22 protein-coding genes are annotated in these 20,721 nt (G+C 65.9%); 12 read left to right on the top strand and 10 right to left on the bottom strand.

Going from position 1 to position 20,721, the window contains the following annotated elements:
- The 7 genes from HV681_RS01375 to HV681_RS01345 all read left to right on the top strand — a co-directional run bounded on the left by HV681_RS01375 (position 1) and on the right by HV681_RS01345 (position 6,913).
- Positions 1-867, top strand: a complete 867-nt coding sequence (locus HV681_RS01375; protein ID WP_175121357.1) for an amidohydrolase family protein — start codon at positions 1-3, stop codon at positions 865-867.
- A gap of 26 nt (positions 868-893) precedes the next feature.
- Complete coding sequence (locus HV681_RS01370) at positions 894-1,889, top strand: Bug family tripartite tricarboxylate transporter substrate binding protein (protein WP_175121356.1); 996 nt, start codon at positions 894-896, stop codon at positions 1,887-1,889.
- Between the two features lie 40 nt (positions 1,890-1,929).
- A complete protein-coding gene (locus HV681_RS01365; protein ID WP_175121355.1) occupies positions 1,930-2,613 on the top strand; it encodes an RraA family protein in 684 nt (227 codons plus the stop codon).
- Entirely contained in the window at positions 2,610-3,557 is a 948-nt protein-coding gene (locus HV681_RS01360) for an NAD(P)-dependent oxidoreductase (RefSeq protein ID WP_254594109.1), read from the top strand. The genes HV681_RS01365 and HV681_RS01360 overlap by 4 nt, the downstream gene beginning before the upstream one ends.
- A gap of 78 nt (positions 3,558-3,635) precedes the next feature.
- Positions 3,636-4,643, top strand: a complete 1,008-nt coding sequence (locus HV681_RS01355) for a Bug family tripartite tricarboxylate transporter substrate binding protein (protein WP_175121354.1) — start codon at positions 3,636-3,638, stop codon at positions 4,641-4,643.
- Between the two features lie 15 nt (positions 4,644-4,658).
- A complete protein-coding gene (locus HV681_RS01350) occupies positions 4,659-5,573 on the top strand; it encodes an SMP-30/gluconolactonase/LRE family protein (protein ID WP_175121353.1) in 915 nt (304 codons plus the stop codon).
- Positions 5,574-6,016: 443 nt separating this feature from the next.
- A complete protein-coding gene (locus HV681_RS01345; RefSeq protein ID WP_217467826.1) occupies positions 6,017-6,913 on the top strand; it encodes a hypothetical protein in 897 nt (298 codons plus the stop codon).
- A gap of 35 nt (positions 6,914-6,948) precedes the next feature.
- Here the strand turns inward: HV681_RS01345 and HV681_RS01340 are convergent, their stop codons facing one another.
- From HV681_RS01340 to proP, 4 genes are all read right to left on the bottom strand, one after another.
- A complete protein-coding gene (locus tag HV681_RS01340) occupies positions 6,949-8,112 on the bottom strand; it encodes a GGDEF domain-containing protein (protein WP_175121352.1) in 1,164 nt (387 codons plus the stop codon).
- 242 nt (positions 8,113-8,354) lie between these two features.
- Positions 8,355-8,834 carry a VOC family protein gene (locus HV681_RS01335; protein WP_056561644.1) on the bottom strand — a complete coding sequence of 160 codons (480 nt, stop codon included), beginning with the start codon at positions 8,832-8,834 and terminating at the stop codon, positions 8,355-8,357.
- 122 nt (positions 8,835-8,956) lie between these two features.
- A complete protein-coding gene (locus HV681_RS01330) occupies positions 8,957-9,835 on the bottom strand; it encodes a PhzF family phenazine biosynthesis protein (RefSeq protein WP_175121351.1) in 879 nt (292 codons plus the stop codon).
- Positions 9,836-9,846: 11 nt separating this feature from the next.
- Positions 9,847-11,379 (bottom strand): glycine betaine/L-proline transporter ProP, encoded by a 1,533-nt coding sequence (gene proP / locus HV681_RS01325; protein WP_175121350.1) that lies wholly within the window; start codon positions 11,377-11,379, stop codon positions 9,847-9,849.
- Positions 11,380-11,512: 133 nt separating this feature from the next.
- Here proP and HV681_RS01320 point away from each other — a divergent pair, with 133 nt between their 5' ends.
- On the top strand, positions 11,513-11,971 hold the full coding sequence (locus HV681_RS01320; RefSeq protein ID WP_175121349.1) for a MaoC family dehydratase: 459 nt from the start codon (positions 11,513-11,515) through the stop codon (positions 11,969-11,971).
- Positions 11,972-12,029: 58 nt separating this feature from the next.
- Here the strand turns inward: HV681_RS01320 and HV681_RS01315 are convergent, their stop codons facing one another.
- Positions 12,030-12,434 carry a RidA family protein gene (locus HV681_RS01315; protein ID WP_175121348.1) on the bottom strand — a complete coding sequence of 135 codons (405 nt, stop codon included), beginning with the start codon at positions 12,432-12,434 and terminating at the stop codon, positions 12,030-12,032.
- Between the two features lie 142 nt (positions 12,435-12,576).
- On the opposite strand from HV681_RS01315, the gene HV681_RS01310 reads away from it, so the two are divergent.
- The gene (locus tag HV681_RS01310; protein WP_175121347.1) at positions 12,577-13,494 is read left to right on the top strand and encodes a LysR family transcriptional regulator; all 918 of its coding nucleotides are present in this window, start codon (positions 12,577-12,579) and stop codon (positions 13,492-13,494) included.
- A 24-nt stretch (positions 13,495-13,518) separates the two neighbouring features.
- Here the strand turns inward: HV681_RS01310 and HV681_RS01305 are convergent, their stop codons facing one another.
- Positions 13,519-14,403: a LysR family transcriptional regulator gene (locus tag HV681_RS01305; protein WP_175121346.1), complete on the bottom strand. Its 885-nt coding sequence runs from the start codon at positions 14,401-14,403 to the stop codon at positions 13,519-13,521.
- 156 nt (positions 14,404-14,559) lie between these two features.
- On the opposite strand from HV681_RS01305, the gene HV681_RS01300 reads away from it, so the two are divergent.
- Together HV681_RS01300 and HV681_RS01295 are read left to right on the top strand one after the other, a co-directional pair.
- A complete protein-coding gene (locus tag HV681_RS01300) occupies positions 14,560-15,546 on the top strand; it encodes a tripartite tricarboxylate transporter substrate binding protein (RefSeq protein ID WP_175121345.1) in 987 nt (328 codons plus the stop codon).
- Between the two features lie 64 nt (positions 15,547-15,610).
- Complete coding sequence (locus HV681_RS01295) at positions 15,611-15,943, top strand: cupin domain-containing protein (RefSeq protein WP_175121344.1); 333 nt, start codon at positions 15,611-15,613, stop codon at positions 15,941-15,943.
- A 100-nt stretch (positions 15,944-16,043) separates the two neighbouring features.
- On the opposite strand, the gene HV681_RS01290 is transcribed toward HV681_RS01295, so the two are convergent.
- The 4 genes from HV681_RS01290 to HV681_RS01275 all read right to left on the bottom strand — a co-directional run bounded on the left by HV681_RS01290 (position 16,044) and on the right by HV681_RS01275 (position 19,987).
- Positions 16,044-16,610 (bottom strand): type 1 glutamine amidotransferase domain-containing protein, encoded by a 567-nt coding sequence (locus tag HV681_RS01290; RefSeq protein ID WP_175121343.1) that lies wholly within the window; start codon positions 16,608-16,610, stop codon positions 16,044-16,046.
- A 67-nt stretch (positions 16,611-16,677) separates the two neighbouring features.
- A complete protein-coding gene (locus HV681_RS01285) occupies positions 16,678-18,009 on the bottom strand; it encodes a PQQ-dependent sugar dehydrogenase (protein WP_175121342.1) in 1,332 nt (443 codons plus the stop codon).
- A complete protein-coding gene (locus HV681_RS01280; protein WP_217467814.1) occupies positions 18,006-18,434 on the bottom strand; it encodes a DUF2231 domain-containing protein in 429 nt (142 codons plus the stop codon). The genes HV681_RS01285 and HV681_RS01280 overlap by 4 nt, the downstream gene beginning before the upstream one ends.
- 98 nt (positions 18,435-18,532) lie before the next feature.
- On the bottom strand, positions 18,533-19,987 hold the full coding sequence (locus tag HV681_RS01275) for an efflux transporter outer membrane subunit (RefSeq protein WP_175121341.1): 1,455 nt from the start codon (positions 19,985-19,987) through the stop codon (positions 18,533-18,535).
- Between the two features lie 89 nt (positions 19,988-20,076).
- Here HV681_RS01275 and HV681_RS01270 point away from each other — a divergent pair, with 89 nt between their 5' ends.
- Positions 20,077-20,694, top strand: a complete 618-nt coding sequence (locus HV681_RS01270) for a TetR/AcrR family transcriptional regulator (RefSeq protein WP_175121340.1) — start codon at positions 20,077-20,079, stop codon at positions 20,692-20,694.
- Positions 20,695-20,721 lie beyond the last annotated feature (27 nt).

Below are 20,721 nucleotides of genomic sequence, written 5' to 3'. Positions count from 1 at the left end.
ATGCAAGCCCGCTACCCGTATTCCAGCGGCACGTCGCGCCCCGCCATTGCCGCGCCGGCCGGCGCGTGCGACTGCCACATCCACGCCTATGACGCGCGCTACCCCGCTGCGCCCGGTGCAAAGCTGTCGCCGCCGGACGCCACGATGGCGCAGTACCGCGAGATCCAGGCCCGGTTGGGAACACAGCGGGCCGTGCTGGTCACGCCTTCCACCTACGGCGCGGACAACCGTCCCATGCTGGACGCGCTGGCGCAGTTGGGTGGGCAGGCGCGCGGCGTGGCGGTGATCGATGGCAGCGAGACCGATGCGCAGCTTCAAGCCATGCACGACGCAGGCGTTCGCGGCATCCGTCTCAATCTGTCCTTGGGCGTGACCAGTTCCGCGGATCAGATCGTGCCGCTGGCGCAGCGCGTCGCACCGTTGGGCTGGCACCTGCAACTGCTGATGGCGCGCGAGCAGCTAGCCGAGCTGGCGCCCGCGCTGCAAGACCTGCCCGCGCCCATCGTGTTCGACCACATGGCGCGGCTTGCGCCGCAAGACGCCGGCGTGCATCCGGCCCACGCCCTGGTACTGCGGCTGCTCGAGCGCGGCCGCGCGTGGATCAAGCTGTCCGGTGGCTACATCGTCAGCCCGCGGCATTCCATTGAAGACCCGGCGCTGGATGCGCTGGCCCGCAGTTATCTGGACGCCAATCCCGAGCGTGTCGTCTGGGGCAGCGACTGGCCGCATGCGTCGGCGTCGGCCGGCATGCAACCCATGCCCGACGACGCGCGCCAGTTCGAACGCCTGGCCGAATGGACCGGCCGCGACCAACTGGACCAGGTCCTCGTCCACAACCCGGCGGCCTTGTACGGCTTTCCGGCATGAACAAAAAGCATCATCGGAGACACCCCATGCAAGACCCTCACACCCTTACCCGCCGCAGCTTCCTCGCCGCCACCGCGGCGCTGACGGCCACCGCCGCCTTCGGCGTTCGCGCCGCGCAGGAATGGCCCGGCGGCAAGACCATCACCTGGGTGGTGCCGTATCCGGCGGGCGGCAGCACCGACGTGCTGGGCCGCGCCATCGCGCAGCAGCTCGATGCGCTGCTTTCAACGCGTGTCATCGTCGACAACCGCCCGGGCGCCACCGGCACCATCGGCGCGGCCCGCGTGGCACGCGCCGAAGCGGACGGCCTGACCTTGCTGGGCACGTCGATCGGCCCGCAGGCGATCGCCCCCCACGTCATGGGCAAGCTCACCTATGACCCCGTCGCCGACTTCGCGCCGGTCATCATGATCGGCACCATTCCCCATCTGCTGGTCGTAGGCGAGGCGCAGCCCTTCAAGACCGTGGCCGAGCTGATCGCCGCGGCGAAGAAGGCGCCGGAAAGCCTGGCCTATGCATCGGGCGGCACCGGGACCATCCTGCACATGCAGGGTGAACTGCTGCAGCAAAAGACCGGCGCCCGCTTTCTGCACGTGCCCTACAAGGGCGACACCCCCGCCTTACAGGACACGTTGGCCGGCCAGGTGCAGTTCGCCTTCATTCCGGCCGCCGCCGCGTTGCCGCACGTGCAGACCGGCGCGCTGCGCGCCCTGGCCGTCACGTCCGCGCAGCGCCTGCCCGCGCTTGCCGACGTGCCCACCATGGCGCAGGCCGGGTTCGACGATTTCGTGGTCGAGCAATGGCAGGCGGTCTTCGCGCCGGCTGCGACCCCGGCGCCGGTGATCGCGCGGCTCAACACCGACATCGGCCGCGCGCTGCAAAGCCCCGCGCTGGTTGCGCTGGCCGAACAGCTTGGCATCACGCTGGCCGGCGGCACGCCGCAGGCCCTGGACCAGACACGCAAAGCGGACTTCGACAAATGGGGCAAGGTCATCCGCGACGCCGGCATCAAGCCCGCCTGACCGCCCCCGCATCCCTCTTCTACCTTTGACAGGAACACGTATGAGCACCCCGGACATCATCAAGGACTTCCCCCGCGTCAACGCCGACATCGTGCGCCGCGCCGCCGAACTGCAACCCGCCATCCTGGCTGACGTCGCCGGACGGCGCGGCGCCCTGAACGGACGCATCCGCCCGTTGCATCCCGGCATGAAAGTCGCCGGCACCGCATTGACGGTCGAGGTGCGCCCCGGCGACAACCTCATGATCCACGCCGCGATTTCGCTGGCCAAGCCCGGTGACGTGCTGGTCATCGACGGCAAGGGCGACCTCAGTTCGGCACTGATGGGCACCATCATGATGAACGCCTGCCGCAAGCTGGGCATCGCCGGCGTGGTGATGGACGGCGCCGCGCGCGACACCGTCGAGATCATCGACATGGACTACCCGGTGTTTGCCGCCGGCACCAACCCCAACGGCCCGACCAAGAACGTGCCCGGCCGCATCGGGCACCCGATATCCGTGGGCGGCGTGACGGTCAATGCGGGCGACTTCATCATCGGCGACGCAGACGGCGTGGTGGTGGTGGAGCGCGAAAAAATCGAAGGCCTGCTGCCCGCCGCCGAAAAGAAGGTGCGCGACGAAGCCGCGCGCATCGCCGCGATCCAGGCGGGCGACACGGAAGCGAAGTGGCTGACCGCCGCGCTGCGCGCCGCGGGCGTGCTGAAGGAAGGAGAGTCGCTGTGAACACCGCTGCCACGGGCAAGCCCGCGCTGGTCGTGACCGCAGCGGATCTGGCGCCCGAGGCGCTGGCGCTGCTGCAGGACTTCTCACTGATCTTCGCCGGCAAGACGCCCACTGAAGACGACATCGTGGCGCTGTGCCGCGAGCACAACCCGGTCGCCATCATCGTGCGCTACAGCAAGGTGGGCGCCGCGGCCATGGACGCCGCCCCCGCGCTGCGCGTCATCTCCAAACACGGCAGCGGCACCGACACCATCGACAAGACTGCCGCCGCCGAACGCGGCATCCAGGTCGTGGCCGCGGTGGGCGTAAACGCCGCCGCCGTCGCCGAGCAGGCGCTGGCTCTGCTGCTGGCCTGCGCCAAGTCCGTGGTTGGCCTGGACGAACGCATGCGCGCCGGCCACTGGGACAAGTCCACGCACAAGAGCCTGGAACTGGGCGGCAAGACCATCGGCCTGATCGGCCTGGGCGCCATCGGCCGGCGCATGGCGGCCATGGCACACGGGATGGACATGCAGGTGATCGGCTTCGACCCGTACGCCAAAGACCTGCCGGACTACATCCGTACCGTGGAACTCGATGCAATCTGGCGCGAGGCCGACGTGGTGTCGCTGCACTGCCCGCTGACCGACGAGAACCGCGGCATGGTCAACGCGGAAACGCTGGCGCAGTGCAAGCCCGGCGTGATCGTGGTGAACACGGCGCGCGGCGGTCTGGTGGACGAGGACGCGCTGCTGGCCGCCGTGCGTTCGGGCCAGGTGCGGGCCGCGGGCCTGGACAGCTTTGCGGTCGAACCCATGTCGGCGGGCCACCCTTTCCAGACGGAGCCCCGCATCATCCTGAGCCCGCACATCGGCGGCGTGACCAGCGCGGCCTACGTCAACATGGGCGTGGCCGCCGCGCGCAACGTGCTGGACGTGCTGGCCCGCGCCGGGTCGGCTGCCTGAGTAGGCGCCCGGGCCGCAACGACGGAGAACCTGGGCATGAAAGCGGAATAATCCATACAAAACAAGAGAGGAAGACAAATGACCAGCCAGATTCAAACCCGTTTCCGCCTGCGCCGCGCGGTCACCACGCTTGCCGCCGCCCTGCCGCTGCTGGCCAGCGGTCTCGCCCAAGCTGCGGACGCCGCCGACACGTGGCCCAGCCGTCCGGTGCGCGTCGTCGTGCCCTATGGCCCCGGCGGCGCGGTCGACGTGGCGACGCGCAAGATGGCGCAGATGCTTTCAACGCAGACCGGCCAGAGTTTCATCGTGGAGAACAAGCCGGGCGCCACGGGCACCATCGGCGTGAATCAGGTGGCCCGCGCCGCGCCCGACGGCTATACGCTGGTGGCCAACGACACGACCTATTCGCTGCTGCCGCACATCTTCAAGCAGTTGCCGTTTGATCCGGCCAAGGATCTGCAGCCGGTCTCGGCCTTCGTGTTTGCGCCGATGGCGCTGGCCGTGTCCAACGACAGCCCCTACCGCAAGCTCGATGAGCTGATCGCGCAGGCCCGCGCCAAGCCCGACATGATCACCTACGGTTCCGGAGGTCCCGGCACGACGCCGCATTTTGCCGCCGAAGGCCTGGCGCTGGCGACGAAGGTCAAGTTCATGCACGTGCCGTTCAAGGGCGCGGCGGAGGCCACGCAGGCAGTGCTGGGCAAGGTGATCGACTTTCAGTTCGCCTCCACCACGGGCGTGATGGGCGCGGTGCAAGGCGGTCAGTTACGCCTCTTGGCTATCAGCGGCGACAAGCGGCTGGCGGTGCTGCCCGATGTGCCGACCTTCACGGAAGCTGGCGTGAAGGATTTTGGCGTGGTCAACTGGACCGGCCTGTGGGCGCCCAAGGGCACGCCGCCGGCGGTCACCGAGCGGCTGCAACGCGAGGTCGCCCGCGCCATGGCGTCGGAAGAAATGCAGACGTTCGCCACCAAGATGGGCGCCGACCCGCGCGTGGCCGATGCCGCTGAGTTCAGTCGCATCCTGGCCGACAGCGGCGTGATGTGGGGCAACGTGGCGCGCAACATCGGCTACGACGCGAAATAAGAACAGGGAGACACCATGTTTTTTCTGCAAGCGCCACAGGTCGAGTCGTTCGAGATCTGGTCGCCCATGCCCGACCGCTTTCGCCGCGCCGAGCGCAGCGACTGGGCCGATGCCAACCGCGGCGGCGCCGTTGCCGACTCGTTCCTGGAAGGCCCGGTGTTCGACCGCAGCGGCAATCTCTACGTGACCGACATCCCGTGGGGCCGCGTCTTTCGCATCGGCCCGGACCGCGAATGGTCTTTGATGGCGGAATACGACGGCGAGCCCAACGGCATGAAGTTCCTGGATGACGGGCGTCTGCTGATCACCGACTACAAGAACGGTCTGATGGAGCTGGATATCGCCAGCGGCGCGGTCACGCCCTACCTGGCGCGCCGCAACAGCGAACGCTTCAAGGGCGTGAACGATCTGATCTTCGACGCGCAGGGCAATCTTTACTTCACCGACCAGGGCCAGAGCGGCCTGCATGATCCTTCGGGTCGCCTGTACCGTCTGCGCCCGGACGGGCAACTGGATTGCCTGCTGGACAACGTGCCCAGTCCCAACGGCGTCGCACTGTCGCCCGACGGCAAGGTGCTGTACCTGGCGGTGACACGCGGCAATTGCGTCTGGCGCGTGCCGCTGATGGCAGACGGCAGCGTCAGCAAGGTGAGCCAGTTCTTCACGTCGTATGGTCCCAGCGGCCCGGATGGACTGGCTGTCGATAGCGAAGGCAACCTGCTCGTGTGCAATCCGGGCCTGGGTTATGTGTGGTTGCTCAATCACCGCGCAGAGCCCATGACGGTGTGGCGCAGTCCGAAGGGCATGTCGACCACCAACCTCGCCTTTGGCGGCGAAGACAGGCGCAGCGTGTTCTGCACGGAATCCGTCAGCGGAACGATCCTGACTGCGCGGGCGCCGCATGCGGGAACGACGCTGTTCCAGCGCTAATCCCATCTCGGCCGTAACCCCGAATATTGCCAAGGTAACAGGGCGTTAAGCGCCCTGTTACCCGGTCCAATGGCACGCATTACAGGAAAATGCGGGGGTTTTTGGGCACGTGCGTAGACGCCACCGGAAATCGGGCGGCGATGGCTTCGTTACACGGCCGCCGCCCCGCACACACTTGCCTTGACACCCTTTGTGTCCCCCTTCTATGGTCGAGGCCGCCAACGATTTGGCACCCGAAATTCCCATGCAGCCCGCATTGCGGCGCAGGTAAGCGCCCCAGGCACTGGCGCGCGCCGGCCGCTTCCGCCGATGGCTGCACATCGCGACAGAGAGAGAAGAAGGACATGGCGTCTACGCGCAAGTCAGAAGGAAAAGGTTTGCGGACGGGCAACGCGGCGGCCGCCGCGTTGCTGGTGGCGGCTATCACGGCCGCGTTTGCGGCGATGAGCCCCACGCCGGGCAATGCCGCGCAGGAAAAGGCGGCGGCACCGGCCGCAGCATCGGCAGCCGGTGCTGCGGTTGCCGCAGCACCAGCTGCTGCATCCCCTGCCCCCATCACGCCAGTTGCCAACGCGCCCGCCCCCGCCGCTGCGCGGATTGCGCCGCCCGACGCCGCCGCGGTCCTGTACGCCATCCATCAGGTGGACAGCAAGGGCGCCCCTTCCGCCGACGTCGCCAACGGCAGCATCGCCACCTACTGGTTCGGCCATGCGTTCGAACTCGAAGGCACGCCTTACTACACCGGCTTCATCTGGGAAACCGCCGAGCGGTACGGCAAGCCGGGCGAGGACGACGTCGGTCCGATGACGACCGTAAATCTGGCCGAAGCCACCTTCATCCGCGACCCGGCATCCCCGGAAAGCCCCTGGAAATTCCGCGGCATGGAGCCGACCATCGGTGAATTCGGCGCCTACGAAAGGCCGCCGGAAGTCGACACCCAGCGCAAGCCGCTGGAGTACCGCACGGCATCGGGCAAGCTGTTGCTGGCGGTGCCCACCGAAACCTTCGAGAACGGCATCACGATCAGCGGCTACGCCCTGCTTGTCTTCACGCCCCCGGAAAAGCGTCAGGACGAAACGGGCAATGTGTGGTCCTACGTGGGCAACGTGATCGCAGGCGAGGACAACGGACCGGCCTGTGCGGACGGCGACGTCATGCCGTGTACGCGCAGCGAAGGTGAACTGGTCTTCAGCGCCAACGCGACCGCCGACCTGCCGCGCGTGACGGTGCAGTTCTCGGGCAACACGATCTCGGGTCCCGGCAAAACCCGCAAGCTGGGCCCCGGCGACGCCGTCATCTACGCCTACGACGCCACGCGCAAGCAGTACGTCGCGCAGTAGCCGATACCATCACCGTCCCGAAGCAACGCGGCCGTTCAGGCCGCGGCTTGCTCCCTGGTCCCGGCCACTTCCAGCCGGTTGCCGCCCAGCGATTTGGCGCGGTAAAGCGCCTGGTCTGCGATGGCCAGCGCATCCATGATGGTGGGCGCGTCGCCGTTGAAACGCGCAAGCCCGATGCTGACCGTCGCAGCAATGCCGATGTTGTCGATCCGATTGGAGACGGTCACGGCAAAGCGTTCGGCCATCGCCTTGCCCAGCGTGTGGGCGCCCTTTGCGTCGTCGCCCCAGAGCAGCGCGGCGAATTCCTCGCCGCCGATGCGCGCAAGAATGGTGTCGTGACCCAGCACTTCTCGCGCGGTTTCGGCAAAGGACTTGAGCACCTGGTCGCCCGCCGCGTGCCCATAGCGGTCATTGACGGACTTGAAGTGATCCAGGTCAAACGCCAGCACCGACACCGCGCCGCGCCCTTCATTGCCGTTCAGCATGCGCGCACCCTGCTCGACGAACCAGCGCCGGTTGCCCAGGCGGGTCAGGTAGTCGGTCTGCGACTCCAGCAGCAGTTGGCGGTGCGTTTCGTCGCGGATGAGCTTGAGCAGCGTCATCGGCAGCACCACGGAATACAGCACGCCCTCGTAGATGGTGAGCTTGCCGGCCAGCGCCAGGACGGGTTGCGAGTCGAACCAGGGCAGGATGAACGCCCGGCCGGCGTAGAGCGCCGTATGCACGCCCGCAACGGCCATCACAATGTACCGAGACCGGCGCGGCTTGAGCGCCTGGCAACGGTACACCTCCCAGGCCGTCAATCCGCTGACGAGCGCAATCGGGATCGAGCTTACATACGTCCACATCACGTCGAGCCAGCGCACGCCCCCGATCACCCAGGTCAGCCCCATGCCGATCAGCACGCAGAGCGACGTGCGCACATAGCGCCGTCCGCTCAGCGCGGCTACGCCGTTGAGCACAAGCAGATAGCCGCCGAGGATAACGAGGTTGCTGAGCGCCGCACCGCTGACGCCGGGAAGGTCGCGACGATATAACGCCGCCGCGCAGCCAAGCGCCAGCGTGGCGAAGCCTGAAGCCAGGATGCGTAATTCCTTGCTGCGTGTGGGGTTGGCCCGCTGTTCCCAGAACATGAGGCCGGCGCTGACAAGCAGTGTTCCAACTGCCAGCAGGTACAGAGTGAGAAGATCGACGTACATCTCGAAAGTCAGGAGATTTCGCCGAAAACGCGCGGCGGCTGCGGGATTTTACGGTGAAATCGTGTCATTTCACCTTTTCCGGGTGCGCTTTCGCATCACGCTCGCCAGCGCCCGAGCGCGTGTAATCCGACCCCAAAAATTTGTCCCAGGGGCAGATCATTTCTTGACCTGGCCCCCACACCGGCTGACTTCCAACCGATGGAACTTGCACGGGCCTCAGCCTACGTTGGCCGGCCGCGAAATCACCCCCGCCGTGCCGCTTCTATCGTCGCGATGTCGATCTTCTTCATCGTCATCATGGCCTCGAACGCGCGCTTGGCCGCCGCTTGATCCAGGTCCGTGACCGCAGCCAGCAGCGCCCGTGGCGTGATCTGCCAGGACAGTCCCCATTTATCCTTGCACCAGCCGCAGTCGCTCTCCTGGCCGCCGTTCGAGACGATGGCGTCCCACAGACGGTCGGTTTCTGCCTGATCGTCGGTCGCGACCTGAAAGGAAAACGATTCGTTGTGCTGGAAGGCGTCGCCGCCATTCAGGCCGACGCAGGGGATGCCCATCACCGTGAAGTCGACCATCAGGATGTCGCCCTGTTGGCCCGAGGGATAGTCGCCGGGTGCGCGGTGGACCGTGCCCACCTTGCTGTCCGGGAACGTCTTTGCATAAAAGGTCGCCGCTTCCAGGGCGTCGCCGTCGTACCACAGGCAAACGGTGTTTTTGCTGGCCATCGTGCTCCTCCTTGGCAGGAAAGTGATGCGCTTCAACCTTGCTGCAATGCGCGACGTTCAAGCATAGTCCACGCCGCGCCTGCCGAAAACCGGGCCCGCATCGCGGTCAGGCGGACCCCGTCTCAAACCGCGATGCGCCCGTCGATGCAGGTCACGGACTGCCCGCCCACGCGAATGGCGCCGTCCGCATCGAACGAGATGCGCAACCTGCCCGACCGCCCGACCACGGCGCCCTGCGTGCTGAGGTAGTCCGTGCCGAACTGCGGCACCTGTCCGGCGTCGCGGATGAACGCCGCCACCGAGCCGTTGCCGCTGCCGCACACCGGATCTTCGTTGGCGCCCAGGCTGGGCGCAAAGGCCCGGACCTCGATGGCCGCTTCCGCGCCTTCGCCGTAGGCGCCGTACACGACGATGCCCGCGGCATTGTTGCGGCGGTCGAAGTCGGCCATGCGTGCGAAGTCCGGTCCCAACGTCAGCACCGCCTGTGCGCTGGGCAGTTGGGCAATCGTCCATACCGGACCCACGTTGACGAACTTGGGCGCAGGATCGTGCAGCACCGCCGAGCCCAGGATGGCTTCCATTTCGTCGACGAGATCGGCCCCAAGTTCGGCCAGGCTGGGTTCCGGCAGCGTGAAGGCGATAAGCGGGCTGCCACCCGCCGCATCCGTGACCGACAGTTCGATCAAGCCGGCGGCACATTCCTGCACGAGCCGGCCGTCACGCGCCGCGACGACGCCCGCCTCGAGCAGCGCATGGGCGGTGCCCAGCGTGGGATGCCCCGCAAAGGGCAGCTCGGCCTGGGGCGTGAAGATGCGCACCAGGTAATCGGCGCCGGGCTGCGTGGGCGGCAGCACGAAGGTGGTCTCCGACAGGTTCGTCCAGTTGGCGATGCGCCGCATCTGCTCGTCCGACAGCCCCTGCCCTTGCAGCACCACCGCGACGGGATTGCCGCGATAGGGTTCGTTGGTGAACACATCCACCTGCTTGAATGGCAAGCTCATGTCCCGCTCCTCTATTCAATATCCGGATGCCTGTCGGCCAACCGTTGGCGCCGCACGCGCAGCGCGTCTAGCTTTTCCTCCAGCGCCGCGATCTCGGCATCGACGTCCTGCACGCTTTGCTCGATGTGTTCGTACGCCTGCTGCAGGAGCACCTTGGCCTCCTTGCGGCTGGACGCCGTCGGCGTTTCCCCGCGCAGCGGCCGGTTGGCCGTTTCGGGCAGGAAGAACGACGTGATAAGCCCGATGACCGACGCCGCCATCAGGTAGTACGCGGGCATCATCAGGTTCTCGGTCTCTTCGACCAGCCATGCAGCAACCGTGGGGGTCAGGCCGGCAAAGATGATGGCCACGTTGAACGAACTGGCCAGCGCGCTGTAGCGGATGCGCGTGGGAAACAGCGCGGGCAGCGTCGACGCCATGATGCCGATCAGGCAGTTCAGGAACACGGCGATCAGCAACAGTCCCAAAAAGATGAGCGCGGTGTTATCGCTGCCGATGAGAAAGAACGAGGGGATCGCCGTGACCAGCAGGCCCAGGCTGCCGGCCAGCAGGAACGGCTTGCGTCCGATCTTGTCGCTGATGAACCCCACCACCGGCTGCACGAACAGCATGCCCACCATCACGACGACGATGATGAGCACGCCATGCCCTTCGGTATAGCCCAGGCTGCCCGACAGATACGTGGGCATGTAGGTAAGCAGCATGTAGTAGGTGACATTGGTCACGAGCACCATGCCGATGCTGACCAGCAATGCACGGCGGTACTTGCTGAAGATCTCGCGGAATGACACCGTCGGCTTTTCCTGCACGGCGTCGCGGTCTTCCTTTTCCATCCGTTCAAGCTGTTGCGTGAAGGCCGGCGTTTCCTCGGCCGCGTGGCGCAGATACAAGCCCAGCAGGCCAAGCGGTCCGGCCACGAAGAACGGGATGCGCCAGCCCCAATCAAGGAAGGTCTGCTCGCCCAGCATGGTCTGCAGCAGCACGACCATGCCCGCCCCTACGACGAATCCGGCGATCGAGCCGAAGTCCAGCCAGCTTCCCAGGAAGCCGCGCTGCCTGTCTGGCGCATATTCGGCCACGAACACGGCCGCGCCGGTGTATTCGCCCCCCACGGAGAAGCCCTGCGCCAGTATGCACGCCAAGAGAAGAATCGGCGCCCAGATGCCGATCGTGGCATAGGCGGGAATCAGGCCGATGCAGAACGTGCTGATGGCCATGATGATGATGGTGAGCGACAGCACCTTCTGGCGTCCGAAGCGATCGCCCATGATGCCGAAGAAGACGCCGCCCAGCGGCCGGACCAGGAACGGCACGGAAAACGTGCCCAGGGCGGCAATGGTCTGCACGGCGGGCGAGGCGTCGGGAAAGAACACCTTGCCCAGTGCGAAGGCAACAAAGCCGTAGACGCCGAAGTCAAACCATTCCATCGCATTGCCAAGCGCCGCGGCGGTCACGGCCTTCTTGAGCTTGGTGTTGTCGATGACGGTGATGTCGCCGATCTCCAGCGGACGGATTTCTTGCGACGACGTGGGGGTTTCTGCCATGGTGCGACATCCATAAAACGGGACATGCCGATTATGGACCCGATTTTGGCAACGGTCATCGCCCGCGGCATTGCGGGAGTGGCGGGCGCGCGCCCATAATGCCCCACCCACCTGTCGACCGCCGGAGCCGTTAATGACCGATACCCGCAAGCCGCCGCTGATCTATCTTGAAGACTTGTCCGTCGGAGACATCTTCGTCAGCAAGAGCCACGCCCTGGACGCGGCGCAGATCATTGCCTTTGCCTCGCAATTCGACCCGCAGCCCTTTCACCTGGATCCGGACGCCGCGCGTGACACGCTATTCCAGGGCCTGGCGGCCAGCGGCTGGCACACGGCGGCGCTGACCATGAAGCTGCTGGTCGAAAGCTTTCCCGTGGCGCGCGGCGTGATTGGCGCTGGGGCCGAAGTGGTCTGGCCGCAGCCCACCCGCCCCGACGACGTAGTGAAGGTGACGAGCACGGTGCTGAGCATCACGCCGTCCCGTTCCAAGCCCGATCGCGCCATCGTGGTCGTGGAATCCGTCACGTCGAACCAGCGGGATGAACCGCTGCAGAAGCTGACCAGCAAAGTCGTCGTCTTCCGGCGGTCATGATCCCGTCATGGGCCGGTCATTATCCGGCCAGCGGTCCGGCCGCCGGCCGGCCGCACGCTCAAGCCGTCGCGCCCTCCGGCAGTTTGGCGATGACCTTGATCTCGAACTGGAATCCATAAAGCCAGGTCACCCCCACCGCCGTGATGTTCGGAAACGGCGCCTCGCCCCAGAATTCGGGCACCACTTCCCACATGGTCTCGAACTGCGACTGCGGATCCACCATGAAGACCGTCACGTCGACCACGTCGTCGAACGACGCGCCCGCCGCGTGCAGGATGGCGTTGAGGTTCTGGAACGCCAGCCGCACCTGCTGACGCAGATCGGGCTCGGGCGAGCCGTCGTCGCGGCTGCCGACCTGGCCGGACACGAACAGAAAGCCGTTGGAACGCACGGCCGGCGAATAACGGTTGCGCTCGTAAAGCGCGTGGCGATGCGGAGGAAACACGACGTCACGGTTGTTCATGGGATTCTCCAAGTGAAGGGGCTTCGGACCGCCCGCGTTGACATAGGCAAACTGTAAAAGCGCCCGCCGCGCGGATAAACGGCCAACTTCATCCATCACTATTTGTAGAATCCAAACAATCCCGATCCCGACCAGAGCAGTCATGGACCGATTTGACGCAATGACCGCGTTTGCGCGCGTGGTGGAGACCGGCAGCTTCACCAAGGCGGCCGAAACCCTGCACATGAGCAAGACCAGCGTCACGCAGCTTGTGCAGCAGCTGGAAGCGCGGCTGCGCGTGCGTCTGTTGAACCGCACCACGCGCAAGGTCAACGTCACGGCCGACGGCGCGGCGTACTACGAACGTGTGATCAAGCTGCTGGCCGACATGGACGACGCCGAGACCAGCCTGTCCAGCGCCGCCGAAGCGCCGCGTGGCCGCCTGCGCGTGGACGTGCCCAGCCCGCTGGCGCGCATGGTGCTGGTGCCGGCATTGCCGGCCTTTCACGCGCGCTATCCCGACATCCAGCTCGACATGGGCGTCAGCGACCGCATCGTCGACCTGATCGGCGAAAACGTCGACTGCGTGGTGCGCGGCGGCGAGCTGACCGATCAATCCTTGATGGCCCGCCGTGTCGGTGACCTACGATTGGGCGTCTATGCCGCGCCCTCTTATCTGAAACTGGCCGGCAAGCCTGCACACCCGCGCGAGCTTGAGGACACGCACCATCGCATCGTCGGCTTTCTGTGGCAACGCACGGGCCGTGCGCTGCCCTACGCCATGCGCCGCGGCAACGAAGTCGTCAACGTGCACGGCCGTTACGTGCTGGCCGTGGACGACGGCAATGCCTACCTGGCGGCCGGTCTGGCCGGCATGGGCGTGATGTGGCTGCCGGATTACATGTCCGCGCCGCATCTTGCACAGGGCGAATTGGTGCCGGTGTTCGAGGACTGGCGGATGGACCCGATGCCGATGTACGTGGCGTTCCCGCCCAACCGCCACGTCAGCGCCAAACTGCGCGCCTTTATTGACTGGATCATCGAACTGGTGGGCGCGTATTCGCCTGCGGGCGGACGATAGCGCGGCAGGTCACCCCCGCCGCCCCTACCCCTTTGCAAGTTCCCCCGCCAGTTCCAGCGCCCGCGCCAGGAACACCGACGCATCATCCTTGCGATAGCTGACGATGACTGGCGACACAAACGCGTCGGCTTCGATCCGCACATGCGCCACGTCCTGGCGTTGCAGGCGCTGCACGGACGCGGGCACGACCGTGACGCCCAGCCCCGCCGCAACCAGCCCGATGGCGGTCTGCAGCTCGTTGGCCTCTTGCGCGACCTGCAGCGAATGGCCGGCGGCGCGAAAAAGTCCCAGCACGTGATCCGCGTAGTTGGGCCGCGGACGCGCCGGATACAGGACGAAGGGCTCGCGCGCCAGCCGGTCGACCGAGACGCTGCCCTGGCCCGCCAGCGGGTGATGCAGCGGCACGGCGGCCATCAAGGGTTCGGTCATGAGCACGCGGCGTTCGATCGCCGGGTCATCCAGCAGGATGCGGCCGATGCCCAGGTCGATGCGGCCTGCCTTCAGCGCTTCGAGCTGCGGCAACGTGTTCATTTCCATCAGGCCCACTTCGACCCGTTCGTCCGCGCTGCGCAGCAACCGGATCAGTTCCGGCACGAAGCCGTACAGCGTGGACGGCACGAAGCCGATGCCGAACCAGCGGCGCTCCGTTTGACCCAACCGGCGCGTGCCTTCCAGCACTTCGTCCAGCCGCGCGGTCAACAGGCGCGATTGCTCGAGCAGAAAGCGGCCCGCCTCGGTCAGGCGTAGGGCGCGCGTGGTGCGTTCGAACAGGAGCACGCCCAATTCTTCCTCCAGTTGCTTGATCTGGCGGCTGAGCGGCGGCTGCGCGATGTGCAGCCGCGCGGCCGCCTGGGTGAAACTGCCGGCCTCGGCCACGGCCTGGAAATAGCGCAAGTGCCTGAGTTCCATGACGATTAAGACCCTGAAGGTATCAATTGAAACCCATATAGTCTTGGACGCCTTAGAAAAAGGCAAGCGATACTGCCTCAATCGTTCAAGCGCGGTCGGCCAGAGTATGAATCGGTTCCGCATCGCCGCCCATAATTCAAGAACACGGAGACTTTCATGCGCCTGCGCCCCGCCTTCAAACCCTTCGCCCGCGCCTTGCTGGCCGCATCGCTACTGGCTGGCGCGGCGGCGGCGCACGCCGATGCCTATCCCGACCACCCGGTGAAATGGATCGTGCCCTTCCCGCCGGGCGGCGCCATGGACAGCATCGCGCGCACGCTTGGCGAATCCATGGGCAAGCAGCTGAATACGTCGTTCATCGTGGAAAACCGCGCGGGCGCGGGCGGCAATATCGGCGCGGCGGCCGTGGCGCGCGCCAAGCCGGACGGCTACACCATCCTGATCGTGGCCAACGGCATGGCCGTGAATCCCGCGCTGTACCAGGACCTGAATTACGACCCCATCAAGGACTTCGCGCCGATCTCGCTGCTGGCCGTGGTGCCGAACGTGTTGGTCACCAATCCTGAACGCACCGGCGCGACGAGCGTGCAGGACGTGATCGCCAACGCAAAGGCGCAGCCCAAGCACTACACGTACGCCTCCGCCGGGGTCGGCACGTCGATCCATCTGGCCGGTGAAATGTTCGTATCGATGACGGGCGTGGACATGCTGCACGTGCCGTACAAGGGCAGCGGCCCGGCCGTCGCGGACCTGTTGGGCGGGCAGGTTGACTACATGTTCGACAGCATCACGTCCGCCAAGCCCCACATCGCGACCGGCAAGCTGCGTGCGTTGGGCGTCACCACCACCAAGCGCTCGGCCGCCCTGCCCGACGTGCCGACCATGCAGGAAGCGGGCGTGCCAGGCTATGAGCTGATGCCCTGGTTCGCCGCCTTCGCGCCTGCGGGCACGCCACCGGATGTGGTGGCCAAGCTGAACGATGCCATGCGCGCCGCGTTGGCGGATCCCAAGGTGAAGGCGACGCTCGATTCGATCGGGGCCGAGTCCATCGGCAGCACGCCCGTCGCACTGCGCGACCACCTGGCCAAGGAAACGGCGCAATGGAAGGACCTGGTCAAGGAACGTGGCATCAAGATCAACTGATCGGCCGCGCTGCGCTCGCCTGGGGTATCGTTGGTCCATCCATCTCCCAGCGAAGGAAGTCATCATGGCCCTGAAACACGCGGATCCCGGACAGGTCATCGATCTGAAGCCCTATGGCGCGGCGCTTGCGCAGAAGCAGTCGGTCGCGCTTTTCAAGTCCGAGGATCTGGAGGTCATGCGCCTGGTGCTGCTGGCGGGCAAGACAATGCCCTCGCATGACGTCGAGGGCGAAATCACCCTTCAATGCCTGGAGGGCAGCGTCGAGGTCTCGACCGGCGGCGCCACGCATATCCTGGACGCCGGCCGCCTGATGTACCTGCCCGGCCGAGCCCCGCATTCGCTTTTTGCGCTAGAGAACGCGTCGGTACTGGTGACTGTTGCGTTGAAGCGTACGTAGCGTCATCCGCCGGGGCAGCTTACGGGGCGGCTTCGAGGGCCCCTTCGCGGCGCCTCCCGATGCGTCTTCTGTTAACCCCCCGCGCTCGCCACCGGCCAGCCTATTTGCGATCACGCCCTTCGACCGCTTTGCGCAGCACGCCGATGAAGGCCTCGTTGAACGCCGGAATATCATCCGGCTTGCGGCTGGACACCAATACGCCGTCGACGACAGCCTCTTCATCCACCCACTCAACGCCCGCATTGCGCAGGTCGTCCTGCAGCGATGGCCAACTGGTCATCTTGCGGCCCTTGACGACACCGGCGGAAATCAGCAGCCAGGCGCCGTGGCAAATGACGGCGACCGGCTTGCCCGCGTCAAAGCATGCGCGCACCAGCTCCTGCGCCTTGGGCTGCATACGGATTTCATCGGCATTGACCACGCCGCCGGGCAACAGCAAGGCGTCAAAGACCTCCGGCTCGGAGGCGGCCTGCAGAAAGGTCAGATCCACCGGAAACCGGTCGCCGGGCTTGTCGTGATGAAAGCCCTGGATCGGATCGGTGCGGGCGGACACCAGCACTGTGCGCGCGCCCTCCTCGTGCAGACGATGACGAGGGCCGGTAAGTTCGACCTGCTCGAATCCATCGACGGCCAGAATGGCGATGTTGACATCTTGAAGTGTTGCCATGGTTGCTCCTGTTGCGTGGCCCCCCCGACGATGCGATGCGTCGCGCGGGAGGCCTGGGGATGACTTGTCAGGGCTGCGCCGCAGCGACCGGCTTGGGCGGCTGCGCCGGCTGCGCCGGCTGCGCCGGGGTGACTCGCCAGATCGTGTTCGACAGGTCGTCGGCCACGATAAGCGCGCCCTTCGGATCTACGGTCACGCCAACCGGACGGCCGCGCGTCGTGCCGTCGGTGTCGCGAAAGCCTGCGACGAAGTCCACAGGCGGGCCTGAAGGCCGGCCGTCCGTGAACGGCACGAAGACCACCTTGTAGCCAACTGGATCCTTGCGGTTCCAGCTTCCGTGCTCGCCGACAAAGACGCCGTTGGCAAAACGATCCCCCATCGAAGCGTCTGAGAAATCGACGCCAAGCGCCGCGACGTGCGAGCCCAAGGCGTAATCCGGCGCGATGGCCGACGCGACCTTGGCAGGATCCTGCGGCCGGACGCGATCGTCCACGTTCTTGCCCCAATAGCTGTAAGGCCAGCCGTAGAAGGCGCCTTCCTTGACCGTGGTCAGATAGTCGGGCACCAGGTCCGGACCGATTTCGTCGCGCTCGTTGACCACGGCCCACAATTGGCCGGTATCGGGCTGGATCGTAAGCGCGGTCGGGTTGCGCAGGCCGGTCGCATACGTCTTGTATTCACCCGTGCTGGCATTCACGCGCCAGATTCGCGCGCGATCGGCCTCAGCCGTCATGCCGCGTTCGGTGATGTTGCTGTTCGAGCCGATGCCTACGTACAGATACTGCCCATCGGCGCTGGCGGTCAGCGCCTTCGTCCAGTGATGGTTGATCTCCGACGGCAGCGGCGTGACGACTTCGGGCGGCCCGCTTGCCTTGGTCTGCCCAGGCTGGTATTCGAACCGCACCAATGCGTCCTGATTGGCGACGTACAGCTGGTTCCCGACCAGCGCCAGCCCGTAAGGCGCGTTGAGATTCTCGGCAAAGACGGAGGCCTCGTAGGTGCCATCGCCTTCCGGGTCGCGCAGCAGCGTCAGGCGGTTGCCGCCCTTGACCGGGCTGGTGCCGCGGGCCTTGATGACGGCCGCGATCACGTCTTTGGGCTTGAGGTCGGGCGCGCTGCCGCCGCGACCCTCGGCCACCAGGATGTCGCCATTGGGCAGCACGAGCGTCTGCCGCGGAATTTTCAGATTCGTGGCGATGGCCGAAATCTTGTAGCCCTCGGGCACGGTCGGCACCTTGTCGCCCCACGGGGCAGGCTTGGCAATGACCATATCGGGCAGCAGGCCGCGTTCGGGTTTGGGCAGATCAGGCGAAGGTCCATATTGGCCTCCGGCCTGCGCGCTGCACACCCCTGCCATCACCAGCAACGGAATTCCGGCAATCAGTCGTAGGTGATTCATAGCGGCCCCCTGATGTGCGGGGTGCGGAAGCCCAGCCAGAGCGCCACAAGCGCCAGCACGGTGCCGACTGCAGACAGAATCAGTGCGGTGGGCATGCTTGCCCAAGCGTCGCGGGCGTGCATAAACGCATTGAACAGGCCTACCAGCCAGGCTGCCAGCAGCACGACGGCATAAGGAACGATTCCGCGCGCGCGCTGCGTAGCCCTGAACAGGTCCACGATGGCAAACAGCAGCGCGATCGCGCCAAACAGCAGCCCGCCGACCAGCAGCCAAGACGCGAAATTGTTCCATTGGATGTGAAAAGTCTGCGCATAGGCAGCATCCGCGAGTGCCGCGCCGAGAAACAAGGGAAACATCCCGGCCAGGAATACCGCCGGCATGGGGCGCACGGTAAGGGCGTACCGATTTTCGATGAGTTGGGTCACTGGATCGCCTCGTGAGTTGCGGGCCCGGGCAGATGCCCGAGAAGCGCAGCGCAGCAAGTCGTGTTCCTGTGTCCGTGCCGAGGCCCGCGCGCCTCGGTTCAGCGCGTGGCGATCTGCGCTGGTGCGTCCGGGCGCCAGCCTCCGCCCAGCGCCTTGTATGCCGCCACCGCTGCGCGAGCGGTTTCCGCTTGGGCCTGCGCCCGGTCGTCAGAAGCCTGCAAGAGCGAGGCGTCCGCATACAGCACGTCGACCAGACTGGCGGCGCCGCGCTTGTAGGCCGCGAACGACGACGCTCGCGCCTGCGTCAGCGCGTCTTCGCCGCGGGTCAGCACCGCCGACTGTTCGGCACGGTGGATCAGTGCGGAAAACGCGTTCTCGACATCTTCCGTGGCATGCAGGACCGCCAGGCGATACGCCGCCAGCGCCTCGGCCTCTTGGCCCTTTGCCCCGTCGATCTGCGCGTTGATGCGGCCAAAGTCGAACAGCCGCCAACGCAGTCCCAACACGCCCGTGGACTGGCTTGCACCGGCGGAGAACAGATTGCCGCTGGACACGGCCGTGGCGCTGCCCAGCAAGCCGCTCAACGAGAACTTCGGGTAGAACTCGGAGATCGCCTCGCCGATACGGGCGTTGGCGGCCGCCAGCCGGCGTTCGGCCGCGATCAGATCGGGCCGGCGCTGGAGCAGATCCGCGGGAGCGCCCATTTCCTCGATCCGAGGCGCGGCGGGTATCGGCGCATGCGCCGCCAGTTCGGCGCGATGCGTGCCGGGCGCGGCCCCCAGCATGACGTCCAAGGCGTTCATGGCCGCATCAAGCCCACTCTGCAACACCGGAACGGTCGCCTGTACTTGCGACAGCGCGCCATCCGCCTGACGCACCTGGTATTGCGCAGCCAGCCCGCGTTCGTGCAGCAGCGCGACCTTGGCGACAAGATCCTGCTGCGTCCTGACCTGCCGCTGTGCGATGTCCAAACGCGCCTGTAGGCTGCGGATCACAATGTATGTGTCCGCGGTTTGCGCGGCCACCGCGAGTTGCGTGGCCATCGCTGCCGCTTTCGAGGCCTGAAAATCGGCGATGGCCGCCTCACGGCCACGCCGCAGGCCGCCGAACAGGTCGATTTCCCAGCTGGCCTCAAGATTGGCTTCGTACTGGTTGCCCCAGCGGTCGTAACCGGGCATCGTGCTGGCCACCTGCCCCTGTGGCGTCTCCCGCGACTGATGCGACCGCGCGGCCAGGCCGCGCACCGAGGCCGACGGCAGCAAGGCCGCGTTGGCCGCGCCCAGCCCCGCACGCGCCTGCGTCACGCGCGCCGCCGCCTGCGCCAGGTCCAGGTTCTGCGCGATTGCCAACGATACGTATCGCGCCAGCATCGGGTCGTCAAACTGGCGCCACCACGTATCGAGGCCTTGCACGGCCCCGGATCCGGCTTGCCGGCCGGGGGCCTGCGAGTAGTGACTGGGAAGCGGCGCCTCCGGCCGGTGGTAATCAGGGCCTGCCGCGCACCCGGCCAGCACGCTGGCGCACAGCAAAACAAAGGAATGACGGGCAAGCATGGGAATCCTTCAGGCGATTAATTTTGGGTGACTATAATACGTTTTGGTCACTCGTTGTCAACAAAAATGCCCCGGGTTAAGCTGCACCCATGACGAAAGCAACATCCCCCGCCCTTCAGCCGCGAGGCCCCTCCGATCACGACGTCCGCGATCAGATCGTCGAAGCCGCCACCGAATACTTCGGCCTGTACGGTTTCGACAAGACCACCGTCTCGGACCTGGCCAAGGCCATCGGATTCTCCAAGGCCTATATCTACAAGTTCTTCGACTCCAAGCAGGCGATCGGCGAGGTGATCTGCGCCAACCGCCTGAACACGATTATGGTGGCCGTCGACGCGGCCGTCGCCGACGCGCGATCCGCGCCGGACCGGCTGCGGCGCATGTTCAAGGCCCTGGTGGAAGCCGGCAGCCAGCTCTTCTTCCACGACAGCAAGCTGTACGACATTGCGCGAACCTCGGCCAGCGAGTCGTGGCCTTCCGCGCAAGCCTATGAGGCGCACATCAAGGGCCTCATCCTGCAGGTAATCCGCGAAGGTCGGGAAGCCGGCGACTTCGAACGCAAGACGCCCCTCGATGAAACGGCCGACGCCATCTATCTCGTCATGCGGCCGTACATCAATCCTTTGCTCCTGCAGCACAACCTGGCCAATGGCGCGGAAGCCACGGTGCAGTTGTCGAACCTGATCCTGCGTAGCTTGGCGCCGTAAATTTTCTCTTGTGACCATTGACCTTAT

The sequence above is a fragment of the Achromobacter animicus genome (genome assembly GCF_902859585.1).
Lineage (GTDB): Bacteria > Pseudomonadota > Gammaproteobacteria > Burkholderiales > Burkholderiaceae_B > Achromobacter > Achromobacter animicus.
The sequence above is the reverse complement of the archived record's forward strand: the minus strand, read 5'-3'. Positions and strand labels throughout refer to the sequence as shown.